Origin of the sequence: Vibrio casei (assembly GCF_002218025.2) — a bacterium.
GTDB classification, from domain to species: Bacteria; Pseudomonadota; Gammaproteobacteria; order Enterobacterales; family Vibrionaceae; genus Vibrio; species Vibrio casei.
On the sequence record NZ_AP018680.1, the window covers coordinates 2,232,049 to 2,249,195 of the forward strand.

At 44.1% G+C, this 17,147-nt stretch carries 22 protein-coding genes and 1 pseudogene; 2 read left to right on the forward strand and 21 right to left on the reverse strand.

The window, feature by feature from the left end; all coding sequences use genetic code 11:
* Nucleotides 1–61: 61 nt before the first annotated feature.
* From VCASEI_RS10490 to VCASEI_RS10500, 3 genes are all read right to left on the reverse strand, one after another.
* Entirely contained in the window at nt 62–1,471 is a 1,410-nt protein-coding gene (locus VCASEI_RS10490; RefSeq protein WP_110410729.1) for an IS4-like element ISPrst1 family transposase, read from the reverse strand.
* Nucleotides 1,472–1,523: 52 nt separating this feature from the next.
* Nucleotides 1,524–1,955 carry a hypothetical protein gene (locus VCASEI_RS10495; protein ID WP_162621045.1) on the reverse strand — a complete coding sequence of 144 codons (432 nt, stop codon included), beginning with the start codon at nt 1,953–1,955 and terminating at the stop codon, nt 1,524–1,526.
* Between the two features lie 114 nt (nt 1,956–2,069).
* On the reverse strand, nt 2,070–2,618 hold the full coding sequence (locus VCASEI_RS10500) for a hypothetical protein (protein ID WP_110957792.1): 549 nt from the start codon (nt 2,616–2,618) through the stop codon (nt 2,070–2,072).
* Nucleotides 2,619–3,170: 552 nt separating this feature from the next.
* Here VCASEI_RS10500 and VCASEI_RS10505 point away from each other — a divergent pair.
* A complete protein-coding gene (locus tag VCASEI_RS10505) occupies nt 3,171–3,512 on the forward strand; it encodes a P-loop NTPase fold protein (protein WP_110957793.1) in 342 nt (113 codons plus the stop codon).
* Here the strand turns inward: VCASEI_RS10505 and VCASEI_RS10510 are convergent.
* Nucleotides 3,509–4,659 (reverse strand): IS3 family transposase gene (locus VCASEI_RS10510; protein ID WP_110957751.1). Its coding sequence is split into 2 segments (ribosomal slippage): nt 3,509–4,416 and nt 4,416–4,659, totalling 1,152 coding nucleotides; the frame shifts between segments, so codons are not numbered across the junction. The genes VCASEI_RS10505 and VCASEI_RS10510 overlap by 4 nt on opposite strands.
* Before the next feature lie 36 nt (nt 4,660–4,695).
* On the opposite strand from VCASEI_RS10510, the gene VCASEI_RS10515 reads away from it, so the two are divergent.
* Nucleotides 4,696–6,309, forward strand: a complete 1,614-nt coding sequence (locus tag VCASEI_RS10515) for a hypothetical protein (RefSeq protein ID WP_110957794.1) — start codon at nt 4,696–4,698, stop codon at nt 6,307–6,309.
* Between the two features lie 94 nt (nt 6,310–6,403).
* On the opposite strand, the gene VCASEI_RS10520 is transcribed toward VCASEI_RS10515, so the two are convergent.
* The 17 genes and pseudogenes from VCASEI_RS10520 to VCASEI_RS10595 all read right to left on the reverse strand — a co-directional run bounded on the left by VCASEI_RS10520 (nt 6,404) and on the right by VCASEI_RS10595 (nt 17,147).
* A complete protein-coding gene (locus VCASEI_RS10520) occupies nt 6,404–6,868 on the reverse strand; it encodes an AbiH family protein (RefSeq protein ID WP_226983472.1) in 465 nt (154 codons plus the stop codon).
* A 363-nt stretch (nt 6,869–7,231) separates the two neighbouring features.
* Nucleotides 7,232–7,399 carry a hypothetical protein gene (locus VCASEI_RS19435; RefSeq protein WP_162621046.1) on the reverse strand — a complete coding sequence of 56 codons (168 nt, stop codon included), beginning with the start codon at nt 7,397–7,399 and terminating at the stop codon, nt 7,232–7,234.
* Nucleotides 7,400–7,499: 100 nt separating this feature from the next.
* A complete protein-coding gene (locus tag VCASEI_RS10530; RefSeq protein ID WP_019282997.1) occupies nt 7,500–7,796 on the reverse strand; it encodes a hypothetical protein in 297 nt (98 codons plus the stop codon).
* Nucleotides 7,797–7,798: 2 nt separating this feature from the next.
* A pseudogene (locus VCASEI_RS10535) lies at nt 7,799–8,130 on the reverse strand (IS3-like element ISVpa4 family transposase); the annotation flags it as partial.
* Nucleotides 8,131–8,203: 73 nt separating this feature from the next.
* Nucleotides 8,204–9,802, reverse strand: coding sequence for an IS66 family transposase (gene tnpC / locus VCASEI_RS10540; RefSeq protein WP_110957795.1), 1,599 nt, complete (start codon nt 9,800–9,802; stop codon nt 8,204–8,206).
* Nucleotides 9,803–9,917: 115 nt separating this feature from the next.
* The gene (gene tnpB / locus VCASEI_RS10545; RefSeq protein WP_004393962.1) at nt 9,918–10,244 is read right to left on the reverse strand and encodes an IS66 family insertion sequence element accessory protein TnpB; all 327 of its coding nucleotides are present in this window, start codon (nt 10,242–10,244) and stop codon (nt 9,918–9,920) included.
* Nucleotides 10,241–10,615, reverse strand: a complete 375-nt coding sequence (locus VCASEI_RS10550) for a hypothetical protein (RefSeq protein ID WP_110957753.1) — start codon at nt 10,613–10,615, stop codon at nt 10,241–10,243. Before VCASEI_RS10550 ends, tnpB begins: the two co-directional genes overlap by 4 nt.
* A gap of 59 nt (nt 10,616–10,674) precedes the next feature.
* Nucleotides 10,675–10,797 carry a transposase gene (locus tag VCASEI_RS19440; protein ID WP_162621047.1) on the reverse strand — a complete coding sequence of 41 codons (123 nt, stop codon included), beginning with the start codon at nt 10,795–10,797 and terminating at the stop codon, nt 10,675–10,677.
* A gap of 51 nt (nt 10,798–10,848) precedes the next feature.
* Nucleotides 10,849–11,583: a porin gene (locus VCASEI_RS10555; RefSeq protein WP_019282995.1), complete on the reverse strand. Its 735-nt coding sequence runs from the start codon at nt 11,581–11,583 to the stop codon at nt 10,849–10,851.
* A 38-nt stretch (nt 11,584–11,621) separates the two neighbouring features.
* Nucleotides 11,622–12,236: an ATP-binding cassette domain-containing protein gene (locus VCASEI_RS10560; RefSeq protein WP_016239123.1), complete on the reverse strand. Its 615-nt coding sequence runs from the start codon at nt 12,234–12,236 to the stop codon at nt 11,622–11,624.
* On the reverse strand, nt 12,236–13,000 hold the full coding sequence (locus VCASEI_RS10565) for an ATP-binding cassette domain-containing protein (protein WP_019282994.1): 765 nt from the start codon (nt 12,998–13,000) through the stop codon (nt 12,236–12,238). The genes VCASEI_RS10560 and VCASEI_RS10565 overlap by 1 nt, the downstream gene beginning before the upstream one ends.
* Nucleotides 12,993–13,805: an alpha-D-ribose 1-methylphosphonate 5-phosphate C-P-lyase PhnJ gene (locus VCASEI_RS10570; protein ID WP_019282993.1), complete on the reverse strand. Its 813-nt coding sequence runs from the start codon at nt 13,803–13,805 to the stop codon at nt 12,993–12,995. Before VCASEI_RS10570 ends, VCASEI_RS10565 begins: the two co-directional genes overlap by 8 nt.
* Nucleotides 13,802–14,815, reverse strand: a complete 1,014-nt coding sequence (locus VCASEI_RS10575; RefSeq protein WP_089111078.1) for a carbon-phosphorus lyase complex subunit PhnI — start codon at nt 14,813–14,815, stop codon at nt 13,802–13,804. Before VCASEI_RS10575 ends, VCASEI_RS10570 begins: the two co-directional genes overlap by 4 nt.
* Nucleotides 14,815–15,372 carry a phosphonate C-P lyase system protein PhnH gene (locus tag VCASEI_RS10580; RefSeq protein WP_089111079.1) on the reverse strand — a complete coding sequence of 186 codons (558 nt, stop codon included), beginning with the start codon at nt 15,370–15,372 and terminating at the stop codon, nt 14,815–14,817. The genes VCASEI_RS10575 and VCASEI_RS10580 overlap by 1 nt, the downstream gene beginning before the upstream one ends.
* 4 nt (nt 15,373–15,376) lie before the next feature.
* The gene (phnG, locus tag VCASEI_RS10585) at nt 15,377–15,802 is read right to left on the reverse strand and encodes a phosphonate C-P lyase system protein PhnG (protein WP_021565143.1); all 426 of its coding nucleotides are present in this window, start codon (nt 15,800–15,802) and stop codon (nt 15,377–15,379) included.
* Nucleotides 15,803–15,814: 12 nt separating this feature from the next.
* Complete coding sequence (locus VCASEI_RS10590) at nt 15,815–16,330, reverse strand: hypothetical protein (RefSeq protein ID WP_019282989.1); 516 nt, start codon at nt 16,328–16,330, stop codon at nt 15,815–15,817.
* Nucleotides 16,323–17,147, reverse strand: a complete 825-nt coding sequence (locus VCASEI_RS10595) for an ABC transporter ATP-binding protein (protein WP_016239116.1) — start codon at nt 17,145–17,147, stop codon at nt 16,323–16,325. Before VCASEI_RS10595 ends, VCASEI_RS10590 begins: the two co-directional genes overlap by 8 nt.

The following is a 17,147-nucleotide window of genomic DNA, read 5'->3' on the forward strand; positions in this document are numbered from 1 at the left end:
ATAGATGAAAACAATAGTGTAAATGCTTGTTTCGTAAGGTCAGACATTGCCTGTCTCTTGATCACAAATCAAAAATGAAGTCTTGGGTTATTCGATATCCTTCAACCAAAGTCTGCAACTTAAACCATCCTTCCCATAGGGTGATCCAACTTATTCTCCCTGTTAGTTTACTATTGTTCCAACCTGCTAATTTACCTAGGCTAATGTAAGCCCAATGAATATTGGGCGTTAATTTAGGAGGTTGTACACCTTCAACTTTTATCCAAAGTAACTTCCACTCCAAAGGCGTCAATAGTGTTTCACAACTGGTATTTTTAGCTTTATCTTTATTTAACCCTACATACCTAAGCTGCTGAATCCTAATAGCAATAAATGACAATATGACAGTCATTTTTTCAAGGCTATTTTTTGTCTGCATGCGTAATGATTCGACTTTTGTCCCCCCAGACTTCCAAGCTTTATGGTAGTCCTCAATTAGCCACCTTTTCTCATAGAACTCTATGATTCGCTTTGCGTCATCAGCATTATTGATTTTTTCAGAAGTCAATAAATGCCATCTCAATGGCTCTTTAGAGCCAGTTGAGTTCTCATGGCAGCCAACATAATAAAGACTTATATCTTCAAGATTACCGCGCTTATTCCCCGGAACTTTTAATGTAACAGGTGAGTATTTGATATCGCAGTTTACTAATCTCTTTTTCCTAGCTGCTGAGGTTTTTGTTGCGCCTCTTTGAGATATGCAAATTGTTCTTTGAGCAACACTGACTAAATTTTCTGAAAAAGAATAGAGTTTATTGTTTTCCTCTGTGAGTCTCCGACTTTGCATCGAACGAACAACAAAACGATGGTTATTTTGAGTTTTATATCGAAGATATTCATAAATATCTGCTTCACGATCGCAGACAGATATAACTTTACTCATATTCGATTTAAGTCTCTTGGCAACATGAGTTGAAGCTCTTTGCCATTTAAAGCTTTCTTTATCTTCATATTTATATTCTAAATGTTTACTTCCTCTACCATGAGAGGAGAGGCTTCGGCACCAACGCTGTTGTTCGATAAGGCCCACAACATTTTGTTCATTTGGTGCAAATAACAATACAGAATGAGCCATCATCCCCCTAGCTTTTGTACTATTCCCTAAAGGGCCAAGTTCAGGGTTGACGGATTTATAACTGAAATTAAGGGATGTTGTATCTTCTAAAGCAAGCAATAAATCATAATTGTTAACGAGCTCTGCTGTAGTGTTAAATGCTGACGTTTCAATATCTTGAGCCTTGATTTTTTCATTTCGAATAAAGCGATAAGCAGCCTCAATTTTGTCCGATGTTTGTGATGATTTTACTACCGACATACCAATGTTACTGACTAAGTCAGTAACTAAAGTAACGAGTCGTTTTGTCCGTCTTTTATCACCTAGCTCAGCATTACCAAAATTATTCTGTGCCCACTCAGCAGCTTTGACAATCATGTTTATTCCTTAATTCAGACTCATCAATGGGAGATCTGATCTATGAATGTCGTTAAAGTTCCAGAAATAATGATTTGTGTATAAGAGACAGAGACATTGCCCCCTTTGTACCTTCTTTCGCTCCATCAACTAGAGAGTCAGCTAAGGTGTTTGAACTCGTTGGATTAAGGGGGTCGGGAATACTTTTTAATGCCTCTAAGCCTTTGTAAGTTAGCTTTGCTTTGGGTAGTCGATATCTAAATTCTGGTTGCTCATACTGAAAATCCGATATTCCAAACTTAATGAAACCCTCATCTCTAAGCCAAATAACGGTCTCTCGAAAGATCGTCCAGTCTTTCGGGACTGACTCTCCCAGCTTGAAGCTTCCAGTACAACCGGCAATAGTTCCCGCATCATCCGTAGACTCAAGTGGGATATGCTCAAGCAAGTTCGCAAGAATCTTGCCAGCAAACTCATTAAACAACTCGTAGTTACTTACTTCCATTACTCCTCCTTGAAGCCTAAGGGGCTGGCAACGCACAAACACTAAACTCAAACACAACTACCGAAACCACCGCGGCTGAACGCCGAGCGTTGACAGTCCCTCTTGAGGCGTTTGTTAGGCATCATTTACCCTCATGTTGAATTCATCTGCTAAAAAATTTGCATTCTTTACATACTGGCGTGCCGTTGGCGAAGTAATATCCGAGTCAGTTACATGCACAGCTTTGTTTCGTAGCAAACGAAGCTCTTGGTGAACCGTTTGAAACGCATCGATATCAAGCCCTTTCTCTCTAGCGATCTTGAATAGGCCTTGATGAGATAAATTCTGAGGCAGCCCTTTAGCAACACAAAATGCAATAGTCGCCTTTTCCACTTTAAGCCACGCTTCCAATATTGCAGCTCTAGGTGAGGTTTCCGCTAAATCCTCAAGAAACACGGATGCCTCAGCAGTATCAGGATTTGCTTTAGCTGCCTCACTTTGTTCAAAAACTACTAGTTTTTCTAAGCGTTCTTGGAACTCTGCCTCTATTTCGCCGTACTTAAACTTAGATACACGCGAAAGCAATTTCCCCAAAGGTTCTTTCAAGATCAGGATGCATAAAATTACTGTTACTGGCCATGCAAGAGAATCTATTGCTGACGCTACAAACTCTAGTGTTTTCATATAACTATTACCCTACGCGCAACTTTACTGGTGCCTAACAGTATCTTTTAACTAGACATATTCCATATAAAAGCAGAGTGACATACCGAATAAATTTACTTATCTTATTGTTTTATTTAATCAAAATTAAATAAAACAACTCAGAATGAAGACAGTGTCGGTATAACATTACATACATAACTGACTACATATTTAGTTATTAGAAAAAATAGTTCAAATCATGATAAAGGAAGTGTGTCCTAAATCTTAGGTTGACACACAATGGGGCATTTCCGTGCCAGCTATACTCACGCTGAAACGTTGATGGACAAAAGAGAGTTAGAAATGACTTTATAGTTTCTTGAAAGCCAGGCTAAAATGGGATAATGAAAACTAACTAGAAAAAGCAAGATTTACCCCATTTGTTGCTCTTAATTAAACGTGGTATACGACACCCTCTATTTCTGACATGTCTACATTACCAGCATACAGACTCAACAAGCGATTAATTAGCGGTCATATGAACTAGTTAGATAAGATACACTAGATAAAACTAATTTATTGTGAATAACCATGACAAACAAAGCAACACAACAGATTATTGAGCAACTAAAGGACTCTAGTCACCCTCCAATCATTTTGCTTGATGGGGCTTGGGGGATTGGAAAAACTCACTTAATCTATAATGAGCTATGCCCACTAATTGAATCCAATCCTCAAGAATTTGGTGATTATCATTACGTTTCAGCTTTCGGTATCAAAAGCGTCACTGAGTTCCAAGATCAGATAGTCTCACTCTACATATCTAACCAAGAGGAAGGCTCTAAGTACCTCGATGGTTTAACTCGTCTTAGTGGTAAGCTCGCACGAATGTGTGGTGCTGATCTGCTCCAGCCAGACTGGACACTTCATTAAGCGACATTTTGATTTTCAAAGTTAACTGGGCTTAGATACCCAAGAGCACTGTGCCTTCTTGTCCGATTATAATCAACCTCTATGTATTCAAAGATCGTTTGGCGCATCTCGTCTCGCGTCATGATCGGCTCATACTGGATCGCTTCAACTTTCAATGAATGGAAGAAGCTCTCAACACAAGCATTATCCCAGCAGTTTCCTTTCCTACTCATACTTTGCTTTAGATTATAAGCAGTTATGATGTCTCGATAATCTTTTGAGCAGTACTGACTACCTCGGTCACTATGAACGATAACCTGCTCAGGGAACCCTCGACGGAACAAGGCCATTGATAACGCATCGCAAACCAGAGTTGCCGTCATTCTGGTATCCATAGACCAACCGACTACTTGCCTGGAATAAAGGTCAATGATTACCGCCAAATACAGCCAGCCTTCGCTTGTCGCAACATAGGTGATGTCTCCCGCCCACTTTTGATTCGGAGCCTCTGCCTTAAAATCCTGAGCCAGCAGGTTCGGAGCAACTGGCATTTTATGTTTGCTGTCCGTCGTACACTTAAACTTACGTGCCGCTTTCGGCGTTAAATCCTGCCGCTTCATACTGGCGGCAATGGTTTTAACATTACGGCTATCACCGTTCTCAGCCAGCTCTTTCTGGATGCGCCTTGAGCCATCACGACCTTTGCTATTATCAAAAGCCTCTTTGACCTTCGTATCAAGCTCTTGCCGAGTTACCTCGCGCTGGATGGCCTTGTGGCGATGCTTAATCCAGTAATAAAACCCACTTCGTGAAACACCGAACACCTTAGCCATGCGGGCAACTCTGAAGCACAGCAGGTGTTCGAGCATAAATTCGTAGCAATCTACTTTAGGTTTTTCGCGAAGTAGGTGGCGGCCTTTTTTACTATATCTAGCTCTTCAGCTTGCTCAGCCAATTGTCGTTTGAGTTTGGCAACTTCAGCGGCTAGATCTTTTTCCCGCTGACTGGTGCTGGTGTCGCTCTTAGCTGACTTACGCCAACCATAGATCTGGGATTCGTGTAACGACAGTTGTCTCGCTGCCGCAGCTACTCCCACTTTCTCTGCTAGCTTCAGGGCTTCTGCTTTAAATTCAGGGGAATGGATAATACGTTTTTTCTTGCTTGTCATGGTTCACCTCGTTAGTGATTGTACTCACTTAACTCGGTGTCCAAAACTGCTGGTGCGGATCATGCTGATGCTAGTGAAGCCGGAGTAATTCAAGGTGTCATATCTGGCACTACTGGCTTTCTGCGCCAAAAAGCGATCCAAAACATGAAAGACATCACTCTTGTAGTCGATGACTTGGAGCGATTGACAGATGAAAAGCTAATAGCAGACATCATGGGAACCTGCTTACGATTTGCCGAGCACAACAAAATCAAGATTATTGCCGTCGCAAACGCCACTGCATTTAAAGATAAAACCAAAGTTGAAAAATCTTTCAGTGACGTAATCAAACTCACTAGAACGACTGAAGAACTACGTACCATTATTGCTGATATTTACGATGGAAAGCTGGATATTGTGGTGGAACACACGTTTTTTCAAACTATTAACCATGCACAAATGCATAAATTAGATATCAATAACTTACGAGTACTTCAACGAGCTGTAAACCGAACCATTAAACTAATGAATAGAATTAATCTTATCGAAGGGGTCAATGAAAAACTCTGTGCCGAAAGGTTAACTCAACATATTGTTCTTATTACAATCTATAGCTACGTTAACAAACTAGATCTCGACGCCTTTGTATCAATACTTGAGAGTGCTCAAAAATGGCAATCACACCGATTGGCAGCAGCGGTAGAACGCCGTAATGGAAGTCAAAATGAGGGGAAAGAACTCACCAAAGATGAGCTGCAACAAAAAGCTTTGTTCGACCAACTGACTTCACTGCTTAACGGATTAGCCTGTAGCGATACTTTAGTTGAATATTGCTTTACTAACCTCATACCAGAACTGAGTGATGACGAGTGTATTGAGCGATTCCAACTACCAAGACTAGAGAAACCAATAGATATTTTCAAAACACACACCTTTTATAGTTTTACTTCTGAAGAAGAGTTCGAGGAAGGTATTGCACAACTGGTAGATCTACTCTTTACTACGCCCAATGTGAATTGGTCAGATTGGATAACATGTTGTGATACATACCTATTTATGTATGAACGAGGGTATTTTGAAGACGCTAATATCGATGAGCTTTCCAAGAGGCTTGAAGAAAGAGTTTTAGAAGATGGCGTTATTGATCTGGATACGGTAAACCATTCCCGTTTTCCTAATAGAGGCTACTCATCAAATAAAATCAATACGACTAATTTTAAGAAGGCCATCGATGAAGTAATCCAGCGTTCTAAAACTAAACAGAGAGAAGCTATTACAGACAGCTTTCTAAAAGATTGGCGATATACCATCTATAAGCCTCAAAGTTACATTGAAAATCAGGCATTTTTCCATAGTATCGATAACGAACGACTTGCTGAAGCTATTGCTCAATGGAGTGCTATGGAAATAGCGGAGTTCATAGGCTTTATGAGGCAGAGATACCGTATAGTTAATGACCAAGAAAAAGATCAACTAGAACTACCTGCTTTACTCCAGCTTTCAAAACAATTGAACCTAAAGCGCGAATATATGTCAGGGCGGCTAAAAAAAGGAGTTATCAAAGAACTAATAGATGAACTTAATTCCGCTGTCACCACCATTGAGACAAGACAAGAAAAAATAACTTGTATTAGCTGCTTGACCAGCGGCGCCCCTAACCACCAAGCGTAAATAACAAAGTCATGCCTTGCCTTTTGCTTTCCTTTGAAATAGTCAAAAGAACAGCCATAACACGTTTTGGGGCAGCATAGAGCCATATATAACATTAGAGCTGCTCCATTCTGACAACTGAAACGTTGGCTATTCCAAGTCCCGTTAGAGTGTCACAGTGTCCTTCCTCATCATCAGGATCATAGAAAGTCGCAACCCATTTAGCATCAGGTTTGACTGATTGAGCTAGCTTGTGGAAGTAGGGTAAATCAACGTCAGCCAATGAGTGACCTAAAACATACACTTCATCAATATTGGCGAGCTTCGAAAAGAAGCCTTCGTTGTTTTTGATGATCTGTTCGGTTCCTTTGAACGTTGTCGAGAAATAATCGTTGATAGCATCCTTGCCACGTTCAAATGAGTAGTCATATTGGTCAGATTGATACTCTATCCAACGTTCTAAATCTTCTTCACTCAATCCTGTTGGCGGCTCAACAGGCTTCTCTTTAAAGTTTTCTGGATCTACGCCATGCCCAAGAACCAACTCATCAACATCTGTGAGAGAAGAATAAAGTATCATACTAAAAATACTATTAAGCCCCAGTATACAAGGGGCTTAATCTTAGGATAAAAAATAAAGTGTCATACTAAATCCACTATCTTACTTATCAACCTCAAAATCTAAAGTAATAAAGTTTCATACTAATTACCAGAAATCTAAATCAATGTAATCCATTAACCCCCCGACTTGCTGGCAATAATTTAGAATCGAGATGATTTTATCTACAATAGATGTCATAATTTACTGTATAAAAATCCATGTAAGTAGCAAAGATGACACATCTACAGCCTGAGAAAAATAACTTTAAAGAAATAGATGTATCTAACTTAGATGCCATAACATGGTTAAGAACCATAGAATCAAATTCTGTGGATCTTGTAATCACAGATCATACTGAGTTTCAGGAGATTGTGTTAGCACAGTATCGTCACCACCCCAAATATCTAGTATGGCTACATATCCACCTAAAAGCGTTGATACAGCCAAAAGGCCTCCAAATGCTTTTTTGATAGAGCTACTTTTAATAATTGATATTAAATCTAATTTCATTATTACCGAATATCTCGATTAGCTTATCGCCGCATTAAGGTGTGACGCACGCTTGGCTATACTTGAGCGAAGCGAAAATGCCAAGCGTGAGAAATCACTCTTAAATGCTTTGTATGGCATTTTTTCTTCGACTATGACGCATTGTTTTAACGTTGTCTTCCGTTATCACATTATCTAACCTTAAAGCACAAGTAGCTACAGCTGCAATAGCGGCATCAGTTAACCCAAATGAACTAGGGATGTTCTTGACTGGATCAGATTGATCTTCTTCGAAAGCCACTAACAAAGCACGTAGAAAATCGCGATTTGACGAACGCTTTGTCTCAGTTGCTATCTCGGTAAGCGTGAACCTACTATATACATTTAAGTCTTCAGCATCGTTTCCAATTGTTCTCACAGTATCAGCGATTGAAGGCCAATCTCTTCAGCAGAGAGCCCTATGGGTTGATAGTAAGCAGTAGAGCGAGCAATACAGAGAAGCTCACACTGGCGCTTTATTGGCAATAGGGTGGATTTAACCAGCGAGCTCTTTCGCTGGGCTCGGTCTAACGACCGAGCACTTTGGCCAAAAAATCATTTTCCATGGTCAATTGGCCAATCTTGGCGTGCAGTTTGTCCACTTCTTCAGAGCTGTCCTTGCCTGACTGGTTTTCAGAGGCAAAAATCATGGCTGCATTTTCGAGCAGTTCTTTTTTCCATGTAGAGATTTGGTTCGCGTGCAGGTTGTATTTCGTGAGCTTACGAGAAGATAGTGTACATAGGTATTAAGAAGCGGCTCTGGCCGAAAGCCAGAGCCTGTTTTGATTAGATATTGGACTGATAATTCCAGGGCAAGAACTGTTGTGGATTAACCTTAACTTCACTTTCCATTCGCTGTATCGTATTAAAGTAATCCAGCACATTTATACCCGCTTCGGCTGATGTCGCTATCATCGCCATGATCACATCCGCAATGCTCGCACCAGCCTGTGTTTTATGGAACAGGGCATTTTTTCGGTTGCGAGCAACTAGCTTGAGTGCTTGCTCCGCTCGGTTATTATCCAGCTGTGCTCCCTCGAGACGGCAGAAGGCGGTCAGCCCCTCATAATGCTTAGTAAAATAATTAATTGCTTTACCAAGCCCGCTGTTTTCTTCTGTACTTCCCCTGTTCAGCTCGGCCTGACCCCAGTTTCGGATCTGCTCCATTACCGGAAGTGATAGCTTTTTATGCCAAGCTAACCGTTGCCCCGCGTTAAGTCCTAGCTCCCTGGCTTCATCATCGTGTCGCCAGATTTCACCATACCACTGTAGTACTTGCTCCACTTCATCTGGAAACTGATTAAGGACTTCGGCAAACTGCCGTCGTCCGTGACTGTTGCACAGACTGTGTTCGACCACGTAATCAAGCGATGGGCGGTTGCTGGATAAGGCATCACTCATCAATATCGGGGGCGCGAGTGTCCGGCCACGGTCATGTAAAATCTCGTCGATGAACTCGCCGGCATGACCGATATTGGTCTGATACAACACGACAGTACGACCCTCTTTTAAGCCCGCGACTAAACCGGAGCTGTAAACACCACTGCGCTCTCGGGTTTTTGTTCCATTTCTCTGCGGCTTTTCTATCGGGACTTTGTCTAAAATTCGGTTGGTCGTGTCATCTAAATAATAGTGCTCTGCGTTTGCGGCAAACACTCTTAACAAGTTATAAATGGGTTGCAAGCTATTGGCGACTAACTCGACTTGGTCAAAGATGGTTGAGGCGGTCAGTTTAATCCCCATCAGCGCTTGCGTACTCTCCTGACGATAGTAGGGTGCACCTGCAAAAAACTTGTGAAGAGCCATCAGGCTGCGGGCACTGTAACCATACTTCTGGCTTGGCTCTCCATCATTTATCACGTCATTAGGTAACTTGGCAGTGAAGTACTGACCACAGGCATTGCAACGTAGCCGCTCCATAACGTGTTGCTCTGGGACGAACGGACTTTGCCCAGTGATCCGCAACAGCGTAGCGGGCTCGTATTTATATAACTTGCCTTTTTGACACTCGGGGCAACTATCGCCTTTCTTTAGATCGTCCAGTTTATGCTGAGTGACTTTCGGTTTCACTGGTGGTGTGCTGGGTTGGGTATTTTTAGGCTTAGGACGTTTTTGACCGCGGTTTTTGTTTTTCTTATTTTTCTGGCCGAGTAGAGTGTCCATCGTTTCTGATGACTTGACCATGCCAACCAACTTACGCAATTTATGCAGGGTGATATCGTTATCAGACAGACGCTCTTGCAAGGCAGCCAGCGTCTTTAATGCCTTCAACAAGATGTGGCAATCTTCCGCACTCAGTGCTAAGTCGTGCTCCTTTGCCTCGTGCACTCGCTGGATAAGCCCGTCCAGCTCTTCGCTGTCAATATCGGTAAAGTCTTGCGCCATTTAAGTTCCTGTCGGCTGGCTTGCAGTGCTGATGCGCTCAATTATTCCAGCATTGTGGGATCGGTCAACATGATCGTGAGGATCGATAACTTAAGGGGGAATAGTGTGCGTACGGTCATACTTTTTGCCAGCCAGGCAGCCCCACCAACAGAGCTTTAAGCTGCTTCGCGGCGACAGGGGTCACCCCATCTTGGTGATGACGGGGCCAATCTTGAAAGCGGCCTTTGCTCAGGCGTTTATTGATTAACCAGAAGCCAGAGCCGTCATAACATAATGCTCTAAGCATGGTTTGACGGCGGTTGGTAAACACAAACAGGGTTCCGCTACGAGGCGACTGTTTTAGCTGATGACGACACAGGGCGGCGAGTCCATCAATACCACAGCGAAAATCGGCTGGTTGAGTCGCAAGCAGGATTTTACTCTCAGCAGTCAGGTGGATCATTTTACTTCTCCTGCTTCTTGTATCAGAGCTCGCAATAAGTCAGGAGAGACAAGGCCGCTGATACAGATCTGACTTGAATTAGGAAGAGTGAGCTGAAGGCTCAGGTCTGATTTAGGTAGTAAATCAGGCTCTATCTGTAACGGAACAAAATCAGGAGCGGACGACTTAACGGGAAGTTGCTTGCGCCAGTCATTGAGCTGGGTGGTGCAGATCCGTAGTGCTTTGGTCACGTGACTGATCGGATATTCTTCAAGCAGCTTGAGTGCTAAGCAGCGTAGTTCATCGGGGATACTGGCATGTTTATTAATGCGGGTTTGTCGCCAGTGCTCAAAGTCAGCAGTGGCCTGAATCAGGTTTTTCTGGTTTTGCATGGTGCCTTCCTTATATTGGATAAGCACTTAGTAAACCAGAGCTGGCGAGTTAAGTTGAGCTATGCTGCCGTAAGCTCACTGTATTTCTGAGCTAACTCAGCGACAGTTTTATCACCTCTAGCAGCATCAAGCGCCACCTTAGCTTTAAATTCGGGTGAGTGGTTTCTACGTTTTCTAGTCATAATCTGTTCCAGTATTTTTAGGTACTATACAAACAGATCAATCACTTAAAGTCATGTCCGAAAATTAGGGGCCACTTCTATGCCTAATGACCAGGCTCGCATCGTCGTGTCCTGCGTTCTAAGTTTGATTTGATCGTACGTGATAAAAGCCTCAAAAGGACCGTTCCCATAACGCAGACCGGAGGTCAGCGCGGTATTATCCTTTTTCTCACCATTAATGCTGCCTACTTGCTCTCCATCAATAGCAAACGAGTAACCAACACCGGCTTGGAAGCCATTTACATTCGGGCTTTGATATAACACCATGTTGTCATAACGGACAGTATTCATGGAGCTAAATGATGCGCCTACTGCTAACTGGTTATAGCTAGAGTCCATCGTATCAAGTACTTTGCTGCGGAATTTCGAGGCCATATTGGTTTGACGACCTACGTCGATTCGACCCCAGCTTTTATTTTGTAATCCTAAGGTTGCTTGACGACCAAATAGACGTCCGCCTTGCTTGCTTTCACCGGTAGTTAACTCAAAACCACTTTCTAGCTGTACGACTGCTGCCGTGCCATTACCCAATGACTCAGTGACTTTTAAGCCCCATCGATTTCCGGATTGGCCACCGCTGAGTAGCCCAGTGGATTTGGATGAGTAAGGAGAACCGTCCCACATGCCACTAATACGTTGATGAGTAATTCCAGCATCCAACACACCATACAGTGTGACTGAGGTATCGGCATGAACGAAGTTTAGGCAACCTACACTCAACGCAGATCCCAATAAAATTTTTTTCATTATGAGTACTTTTCCAGCTTAAATTAAATGTAGACGGTTTAACCGTCTAAAGAGATTGACTGATCCACCCAACTGGCACTCGTATGACTGGTGTAAATAACCAGTTTCTGAGCGGCTTTAGCCTGTAATAAAAGCGTGCTCACCTGATGACTACGCTCTGGATCCAATCCTGTACAGGGCTCATCTAAAAGTAAGATTGGAGGAGAAGAAAAATAAGCGTGAAGCAACATAAAACGCTGTAGTTCGCCACCAGAGACATCACAGGCATAGCGAGAGAGTAAGCTAGGAGAGAGGTCCAGCAGTCTTAGTCCGTCGAGCACTGTCTTTGTGGGGACTAGAGCAAACCAATCCACAAGTTTTTCGCGAGGTAGTACGGTAGGATGTTGCCCTACGTACGACATTAATCGTGAGCGTAGAAATGCAAAGTGGGCGGGTGTCATTGTGCTTGGTGTGAACTGCTGATCGTGGGTTCGTATGCACAAGTGTGCCGTTCCTAAGCTTCGACTTCCCCAAATTCGTGAGAGCAAAGTCGATTTTCCTGAGCCTGACGCTCCCCAGATCTGTACGATCTGCCCTGTTTGTGCCGTTATGCGAAGTGGCCCATGATGTATGCCATTGCCTTCATACTGCAAAATCACAGTTGGTTTATTCATTAAATCATTGCCTTAACAAGAGTTTGGGCGATGAGATGCTCAGGCTCAGTAAGCAAACGATCCATAATGGATTCGCTGACGATGCGGCCTTGATCCATCACGATGGCCCGATCAGCAATGAGTCGAGCTAGACGTAAGTCATGAGTCACAAACACCATGGCAGTCTGTGTTTGGTTTCTCAAATTAGAGAGCACATCTAAAAAATCTGCTTGAGCGACTGAGTCGAGACCAGCAGTGGGTTCATCTAAAAATAAAATGCTCGGCTGATGGATCATGGCCGCAGCGATTTGTACGCGTTGGCGCATCCCTCCCGAAAAGTTCTTCACTGGCTCATGTAATCGTTCTGGACATAAACCAAGTCGCTGGCCCCATTTTTGTGCTTGTTTGAGTGCATCAACCGCACGGTTGTCACCTAAATCAAAAAGACGACGTACGATATTAGTGGCGGCACTTTGTCTCAGGTTTAGGGTTGTGCTGGCATCCTGAGCCACATAGCCACACGCCCGCCGACGTAAAAGGTTAGTTTGATAAAGACTGGTACGTAGTAAATCCTGGCCTAAAAGGGAAAGAGCCTGACAGTTGTTAGATAGCTGTCGTCCAGCAAGTATATTCAGAAGACTTGATTTTCCAGCACCTGAGGGGCCGACTAAAGCGAGAACCTCGGAAGGATAAAGCTTGAGGTGACAATCCGACAAAATACGGTGCCCAGCTATTTCAAGTGAGATAGCCTGTGCTGTCAGCACGGGATCTGGCAAGCTAAACATGAGCGCGCTCCTTGCATGCTTCGGAGTCGGAACATACCCAATGGGGGGTGTTTGACGTACCAATATTATCCAAATAATGAACAGATGAGCCGCAGATACAACATGCTGTATCGACTTTTTTCAGGCTAGCAGGCAGGTCAACAAAAGCTAAGTTTGCTAAGGGTGTATAGGCAGGCAATGCATAAATTCGTCGCTCGCGTGCGGCGCCAAAAATCTGAATAGCAGGCATCATCCCCATGCGGGGGTTATCCATAGCAGGAATAGGCGACGGTGACATTAAGACCCCATCATTAACAATCACAGGGTGGTCGTATCCTAAGCACGCCTCATCTTGTTGCAACCATGTTTCAAATAGAGCGCTTAACACGACACCGTAATCATGATGTGCGTGCCGTGTCAGTGCTTCGGCCGCATCATTAATAAATCCACGTAGAGGGTCAGGTCGAGGAACTTGGTACACCACAATTTGCTCTTCCCGCAACGGGCTTTCAGGGACTCGCTGACGCGTTTGAATGAGAGTAGCCTTTGAGCTTGTTGTCGTAATTGATATGTTTGCCGTTTTAGTAAAAAAATCCCCGATATTCAGGGCATTAACGGTATCATCCGAACCATGATCGACTACCTTTAACGTGTCATTCGGTTCTAATAAGGCAGCGGTAATAGCCATGCCTCCTACCCCCCAACCATAGGCAATGGGTAGCTCAGGAGCTGAGAAAGGTATTTGACGTCCAGGTAGACAGAGTGCTTTTAGGGTTTTACGACGTATTTCTTGTTTGGACGGTAGATCAAGGTAGGCATAATTCATATTTCCTCCTTAGCCTGAACTCGGCGTAAACGCGCTAAATCAGCATCAAAGTCAGAGTAATGAGGTAATTTCAAATGGCTGACATAGCCGGATGCAGCGACTCCGTCGGTATGCATGAGTGCATCACTGGTAGCACCCTCAATTTTAAAGTGCTGATCTACGATTGCCATGGCGACGGCTTTACGCTCGTTAGCTCCAAAAGCAATACCAAAACCCGCTTCTAAATGTGGAGATGAGCTAAAACTTGGAGCCACAGTAGTGCAGGCAGTTAACTCAACCTCACCAATGGATGCGGTTAAATTGAGGTCTTCCAGCTCTACGAATATTTCAACGCTCCCTCTCATTAATTGCGCTACATAGGGATGACTCGTTGAGGCTTTACGCAAACTCTCGTAAGCTAATCCAGTTAAGTAGCCTTCTTCGCCACGAGCGAGATGAGCGAGACGCTCGCAAGGATCAGGTAAAGAAGGCAAAACAGTTCGCGTAATGTCTATCGGAGCTTTAGATATTTCGGTGCGGATAAGATCTGCGTACAGTGGCTCAGAGCTAGAGGGCGATGAGGGAGCTGTTATCACTGATTTAGGTAACTCGCACTGAGGGCGAGAGTGTTCTAAATCCATATTCAGTAAGCGGTGGGTGTAGTCGTAAGTGGCGCCTAAAATTTGCCCTCCAGCCAACTCTTTTTGCGTGGCGGAAATGTGGCGACTGTAATGCATTGTTTTTAGATCTATGTTTTGGCTTGAGCCAAAATTGGCTAATTGCGCGCGATGAGCACGTACGAGAAATACCGCTTCGGCAATGTCTCCCTGAGCTTGCTTAAAGGCAATAGCAGCAAAACGTCGATCGTATAAGCCCCCCTCACTCATGATCCGATCAAGAGCTAACGACATTTGTGCCATGATTTGATTAATTTCAATCTCGGGGATTGTGTCGTCGCCTCGGCGACTCCGTTCTACGGCTATACGGGAAGCAGCAATTGCTTGTTCACCACCCTTTACTGGTACGTACATTAAATGATCTCCAAAGTTAAGTGACGTGGTAATACAACCAGCTGCGTGTCAGCGCATAGTAGTAGGTCCACTCCACGCGGGTAATCGGCACGAAAAGCAATATGATCAATGACTACATTTTGATGTAACCCTGAAAAATATAAAGTGTGTGGTTTGTTGAGTCCTGCACCGGTGGCTCGTATAGCAAGCCCCCCGTTTGTAGGTGATATGGCGGCTATTTCCATGACAAGGGTTGCCCCACTTTCAGGCGCCTCACGGCTTCCTGCTGGAATATGTTGTAAGTGATGCCGTTGAGAACCTGCAAAAACCCATTCGGGAGTTTGGCTCAAGATTACGCCTGTATTCAAAATACGGCTTGTTAATTCCTTATTTTCCACCTCAATAGCTACCGTCGTTTGGCTGTCTAGAAGGCAGTCAACGATGCAATGAATAGCGCGCTCTTCTAGTTGCTGTATGCGCATTGGGTAACCAAAGGCATGCAGTAGTCGCCGATAAGTACGCGTGTGCCGATGTAACTCATCGTCATGTCTGTGCTCAGATCGTAAAGGTATTTTCATGATTCTAAGTTTTTTGTGTGGTGTAGAAACGTACAGAAGTAGCAGCCGTCAGTTGCTCCCTCTCAGCCTTTTTTAGCTCTAACTGTTGGCGTATAGGGTGCAGCACCAGCTCACGTTGGTGGGAGGGGGCCGTTTGTAGAAAGGCGTCTAGATAGGCCGCTAACTCCGCTTTGCGTAGATCGGAGCCCAAATGTACTGCGTAACCTTGAATTTTCCCAATAGCGATTACGCAGCGAGTACAAGAAGCCTCACCAAACTGAAATGACACTGAGGCCTTACAAGCTTGTGTATTGAGCTGCACCAACCCCGTTTCAGGGCCAGCGAGTTTTTGTATAGGCACACCCGGATTGTAAGTAGCCCAGATATTTTCCAGATAATCTCGGTTAGCTCGGGCAAGTAGCCCGAGCCAAGTTTGGCGTTCTTGATTCATGGCTATGACTTATTACGATAATACGGTAGCGTTGTAAATATCTTCTGCGGGCTGGACTAACAAGCGTTCTCCCATTTCGAGCTTCATTTCAGCCAAAATGATCTCTTCTTCTGGTGAGCGGTCTTTCTTGCGTGCTAACTGAATGAACTCGGGGCGTACGTGTCCGGGACGGATGGTGATTTCAACAGCGGTGCCACGGTACTCGAAACGGAAGTAATAACGACCACCGGGGGACTCTTCTTCTTCGAGCCCTACTGAGTTATCAACAATGTAGCGACCCTCAGTAAGACCGCGGGTAACAAACTCAATCGCATCTCTACCCCCTGGGCCTCCAAAGGCTGTGACACAGCGAATTTCACGTCGTTCAGGCAAACGACCATTATCTAGCAAGGGCCAGGCTCGCTGCATAACTTTTAGCCCGTGGGCTACACCACCCGGATAACCGGCACCGTGGTATTTTAATAACTCATCAAAGTGGACTGTAAATTCATGTCCATTTTCCAGATAGGAGATTGTATCGTTACTCATTGTATTTACCTTTGTTTAGAGGATAAGAAATGGGCATATCTTGATCCGGTTCACGTATTCCAAAAACCGGGCAGATTGTGCTTTGAAAATGTTCTCCCGTTTGCACCATTAGACGGCGTAGTCTGACGTTGTATAAACGGGATAACTCAGACTCGGTTAACAGCTCATCAGCTGGACCAAATTTAATCTGATCGTTGGTGTGCATCAGCAGTACTTTGTCTGCGAGATGCAGAGCGTGTTGCGGATGGTGAGTGGTAAAAACGACCGAATGGCTACGTACTCGGCGTAACTCGAATAAGACGTTAAGCAATAAGTCCTGATTAGCTAAATCTAAAGCTGAAGCCGGCTCATCAAGTATGAGTACCTCAGCACCAGTAGCTAAAGCACGAGCAAGCAACACTAATTGGCGCTCGCCGCCGGATAGAGAGCCATATAAACGATAAGCAAAATGCCCTCCGCCTACTTTTTCCAATGCTTCAAGAGCTAGCTTACGATCCCGCTGTGAAGGAAGGCTGAACATGGGAAGCAAGGCGGCTCGTGCCATGAGTACCACATCGAGGCAACAATGGTTTTCACTACCGTATTGGTATTGAGGTACATAGCCGATGAGGTGGGGTACCTGCCGTTGTCCTTGATCTAAACGTTGTGAGCCTAATAGAGCTTTTAGCAACGTAGTCTTACCGCGTCCGTTTGGGCCCAAAATGGCCAACGTTTCGCCCTTTTGTACGTTAAAACTTAAATCCTGAAAAATCACACGTTCACTAAAACGTACGCACGCTCCAGTTAAACTGAGATGAGAGGTAAAGACGGTTTGCAT

What these genes read in the sequence shown, in the direction of transcription:
- VCASEI_RS10595 (WP_016239116.1), bottom strand. Translation starts at nt 17,147, where the DNA reads ATGCAAACCGTCTTTACCTCTCATCTCAGTTTAACTGGAGCGTGCGTA.
- tnpC (WP_110957795.1), bottom strand. Translation starts at nt 9,802, where the DNA reads ATGGCGCAAGACTTTACCGATATTGACAGCGAAGAGCTGGACGGGCTT.
- VCASEI_RS19440 (WP_162621047.1), bottom strand. Translation starts at nt 10,797, where the DNA reads ATGACTAGAAAACGTAGAAACCACTCACCCGAATTTAAAGCTAAGGTG.
- phnG (WP_021565143.1), bottom strand. Translation starts at nt 15,802, where the DNA reads ATGAATCAAGAACGCCAAACTTGGCTCGGGCTACTTGCCCGAGCTAAC.
- VCASEI_RS10555 (WP_019282995.1), bottom strand. Translation starts at nt 11,583, where the DNA reads ATGAAAAAAATTTTATTGGGATCTGCGTTGAGTGTAGGTTGCCTAAAC.
- VCASEI_RS10505 (WP_110957793.1), top strand. Translation starts at nt 3,171, where the DNA reads ATGACAAACAAAGCAACACAACAGATTATTGAGCAACTAAAGGACTCT.
- VCASEI_RS10500 (WP_110957792.1), bottom strand. Translation starts at nt 2,618, where the DNA reads ATGAAAACACTAGAGTTTGTAGCGTCAGCAATAGATTCTCTTGCATGG.
- VCASEI_RS10495 (WP_162621045.1), bottom strand. Translation starts at nt 1,955, where the DNA reads ATGGAAGTAAGTAACTACGAGTTGTTTAATGAGTTTGCTGGCAAGATT.
- VCASEI_RS10490 (WP_110410729.1), bottom strand. Translation starts at nt 1,471, where the DNA reads ATGATTGTCAAAGCTGCTGAGTGGGCACAGAATAATTTTGGTAATGCT.
- VCASEI_RS10520 (WP_226983472.1), bottom strand. Translation starts at nt 6,868, where the DNA reads ATGATACTTTATTCTTCTCTCACAGATGTTGATGAGTTGGTTCTTGGG.
- VCASEI_RS10570 (WP_019282993.1), bottom strand. Translation starts at nt 13,805, where the DNA reads ATGAATTATGCCTACCTTGATCTACCGTCCAAACAAGAAATACGTCGT.
- VCASEI_RS10560 (WP_016239123.1), bottom strand. Translation starts at nt 12,236, where the DNA reads ATGAATAAACCAACTGTGATTTTGCAGTATGAAGGCAATGGCATACAT.
- tnpB (WP_004393962.1), bottom strand. Translation starts at nt 10,244, where the DNA reads ATGATCCACCTGACTGCTGAGAGTAAAATCCTGCTTGCGACTCAACCA.
- VCASEI_RS10550 (WP_110957753.1), bottom strand. Translation starts at nt 10,615, where the DNA reads ATGCAAAACCAGAAAAACCTGATTCAGGCCACTGCTGACTTTGAGCAC.
- VCASEI_RS10590 (WP_019282989.1), bottom strand. Translation starts at nt 16,330, where the DNA reads ATGAGTAACGATACAATCTCCTATCTGGAAAATGGACATGAATTTACA.
- VCASEI_RS10580 (WP_089111079.1), bottom strand. Translation starts at nt 15,372, where the DNA reads ATGAAAATACCTTTACGATCTGAGCACAGACATGACGATGAGTTACAT.
- VCASEI_RS10575 (WP_089111078.1), bottom strand. Translation starts at nt 14,815, where the DNA reads ATGTACGTACCAGTAAAGGGTGGTGAACAAGCAATTGCTGCTTCCCGT.
- VCASEI_RS19435 (WP_162621046.1), bottom strand. Translation starts at nt 7,399, where the DNA reads ATGAAATTAGATTTAATATCAATTATTAAAAGTAGCTCTATCAAAAAA.
- VCASEI_RS10565 (WP_019282994.1), bottom strand. Translation starts at nt 13,000, where the DNA reads ATGTTTAGCTTGCCAGATCCCGTGCTGACAGCACAGGCTATCTCACTT.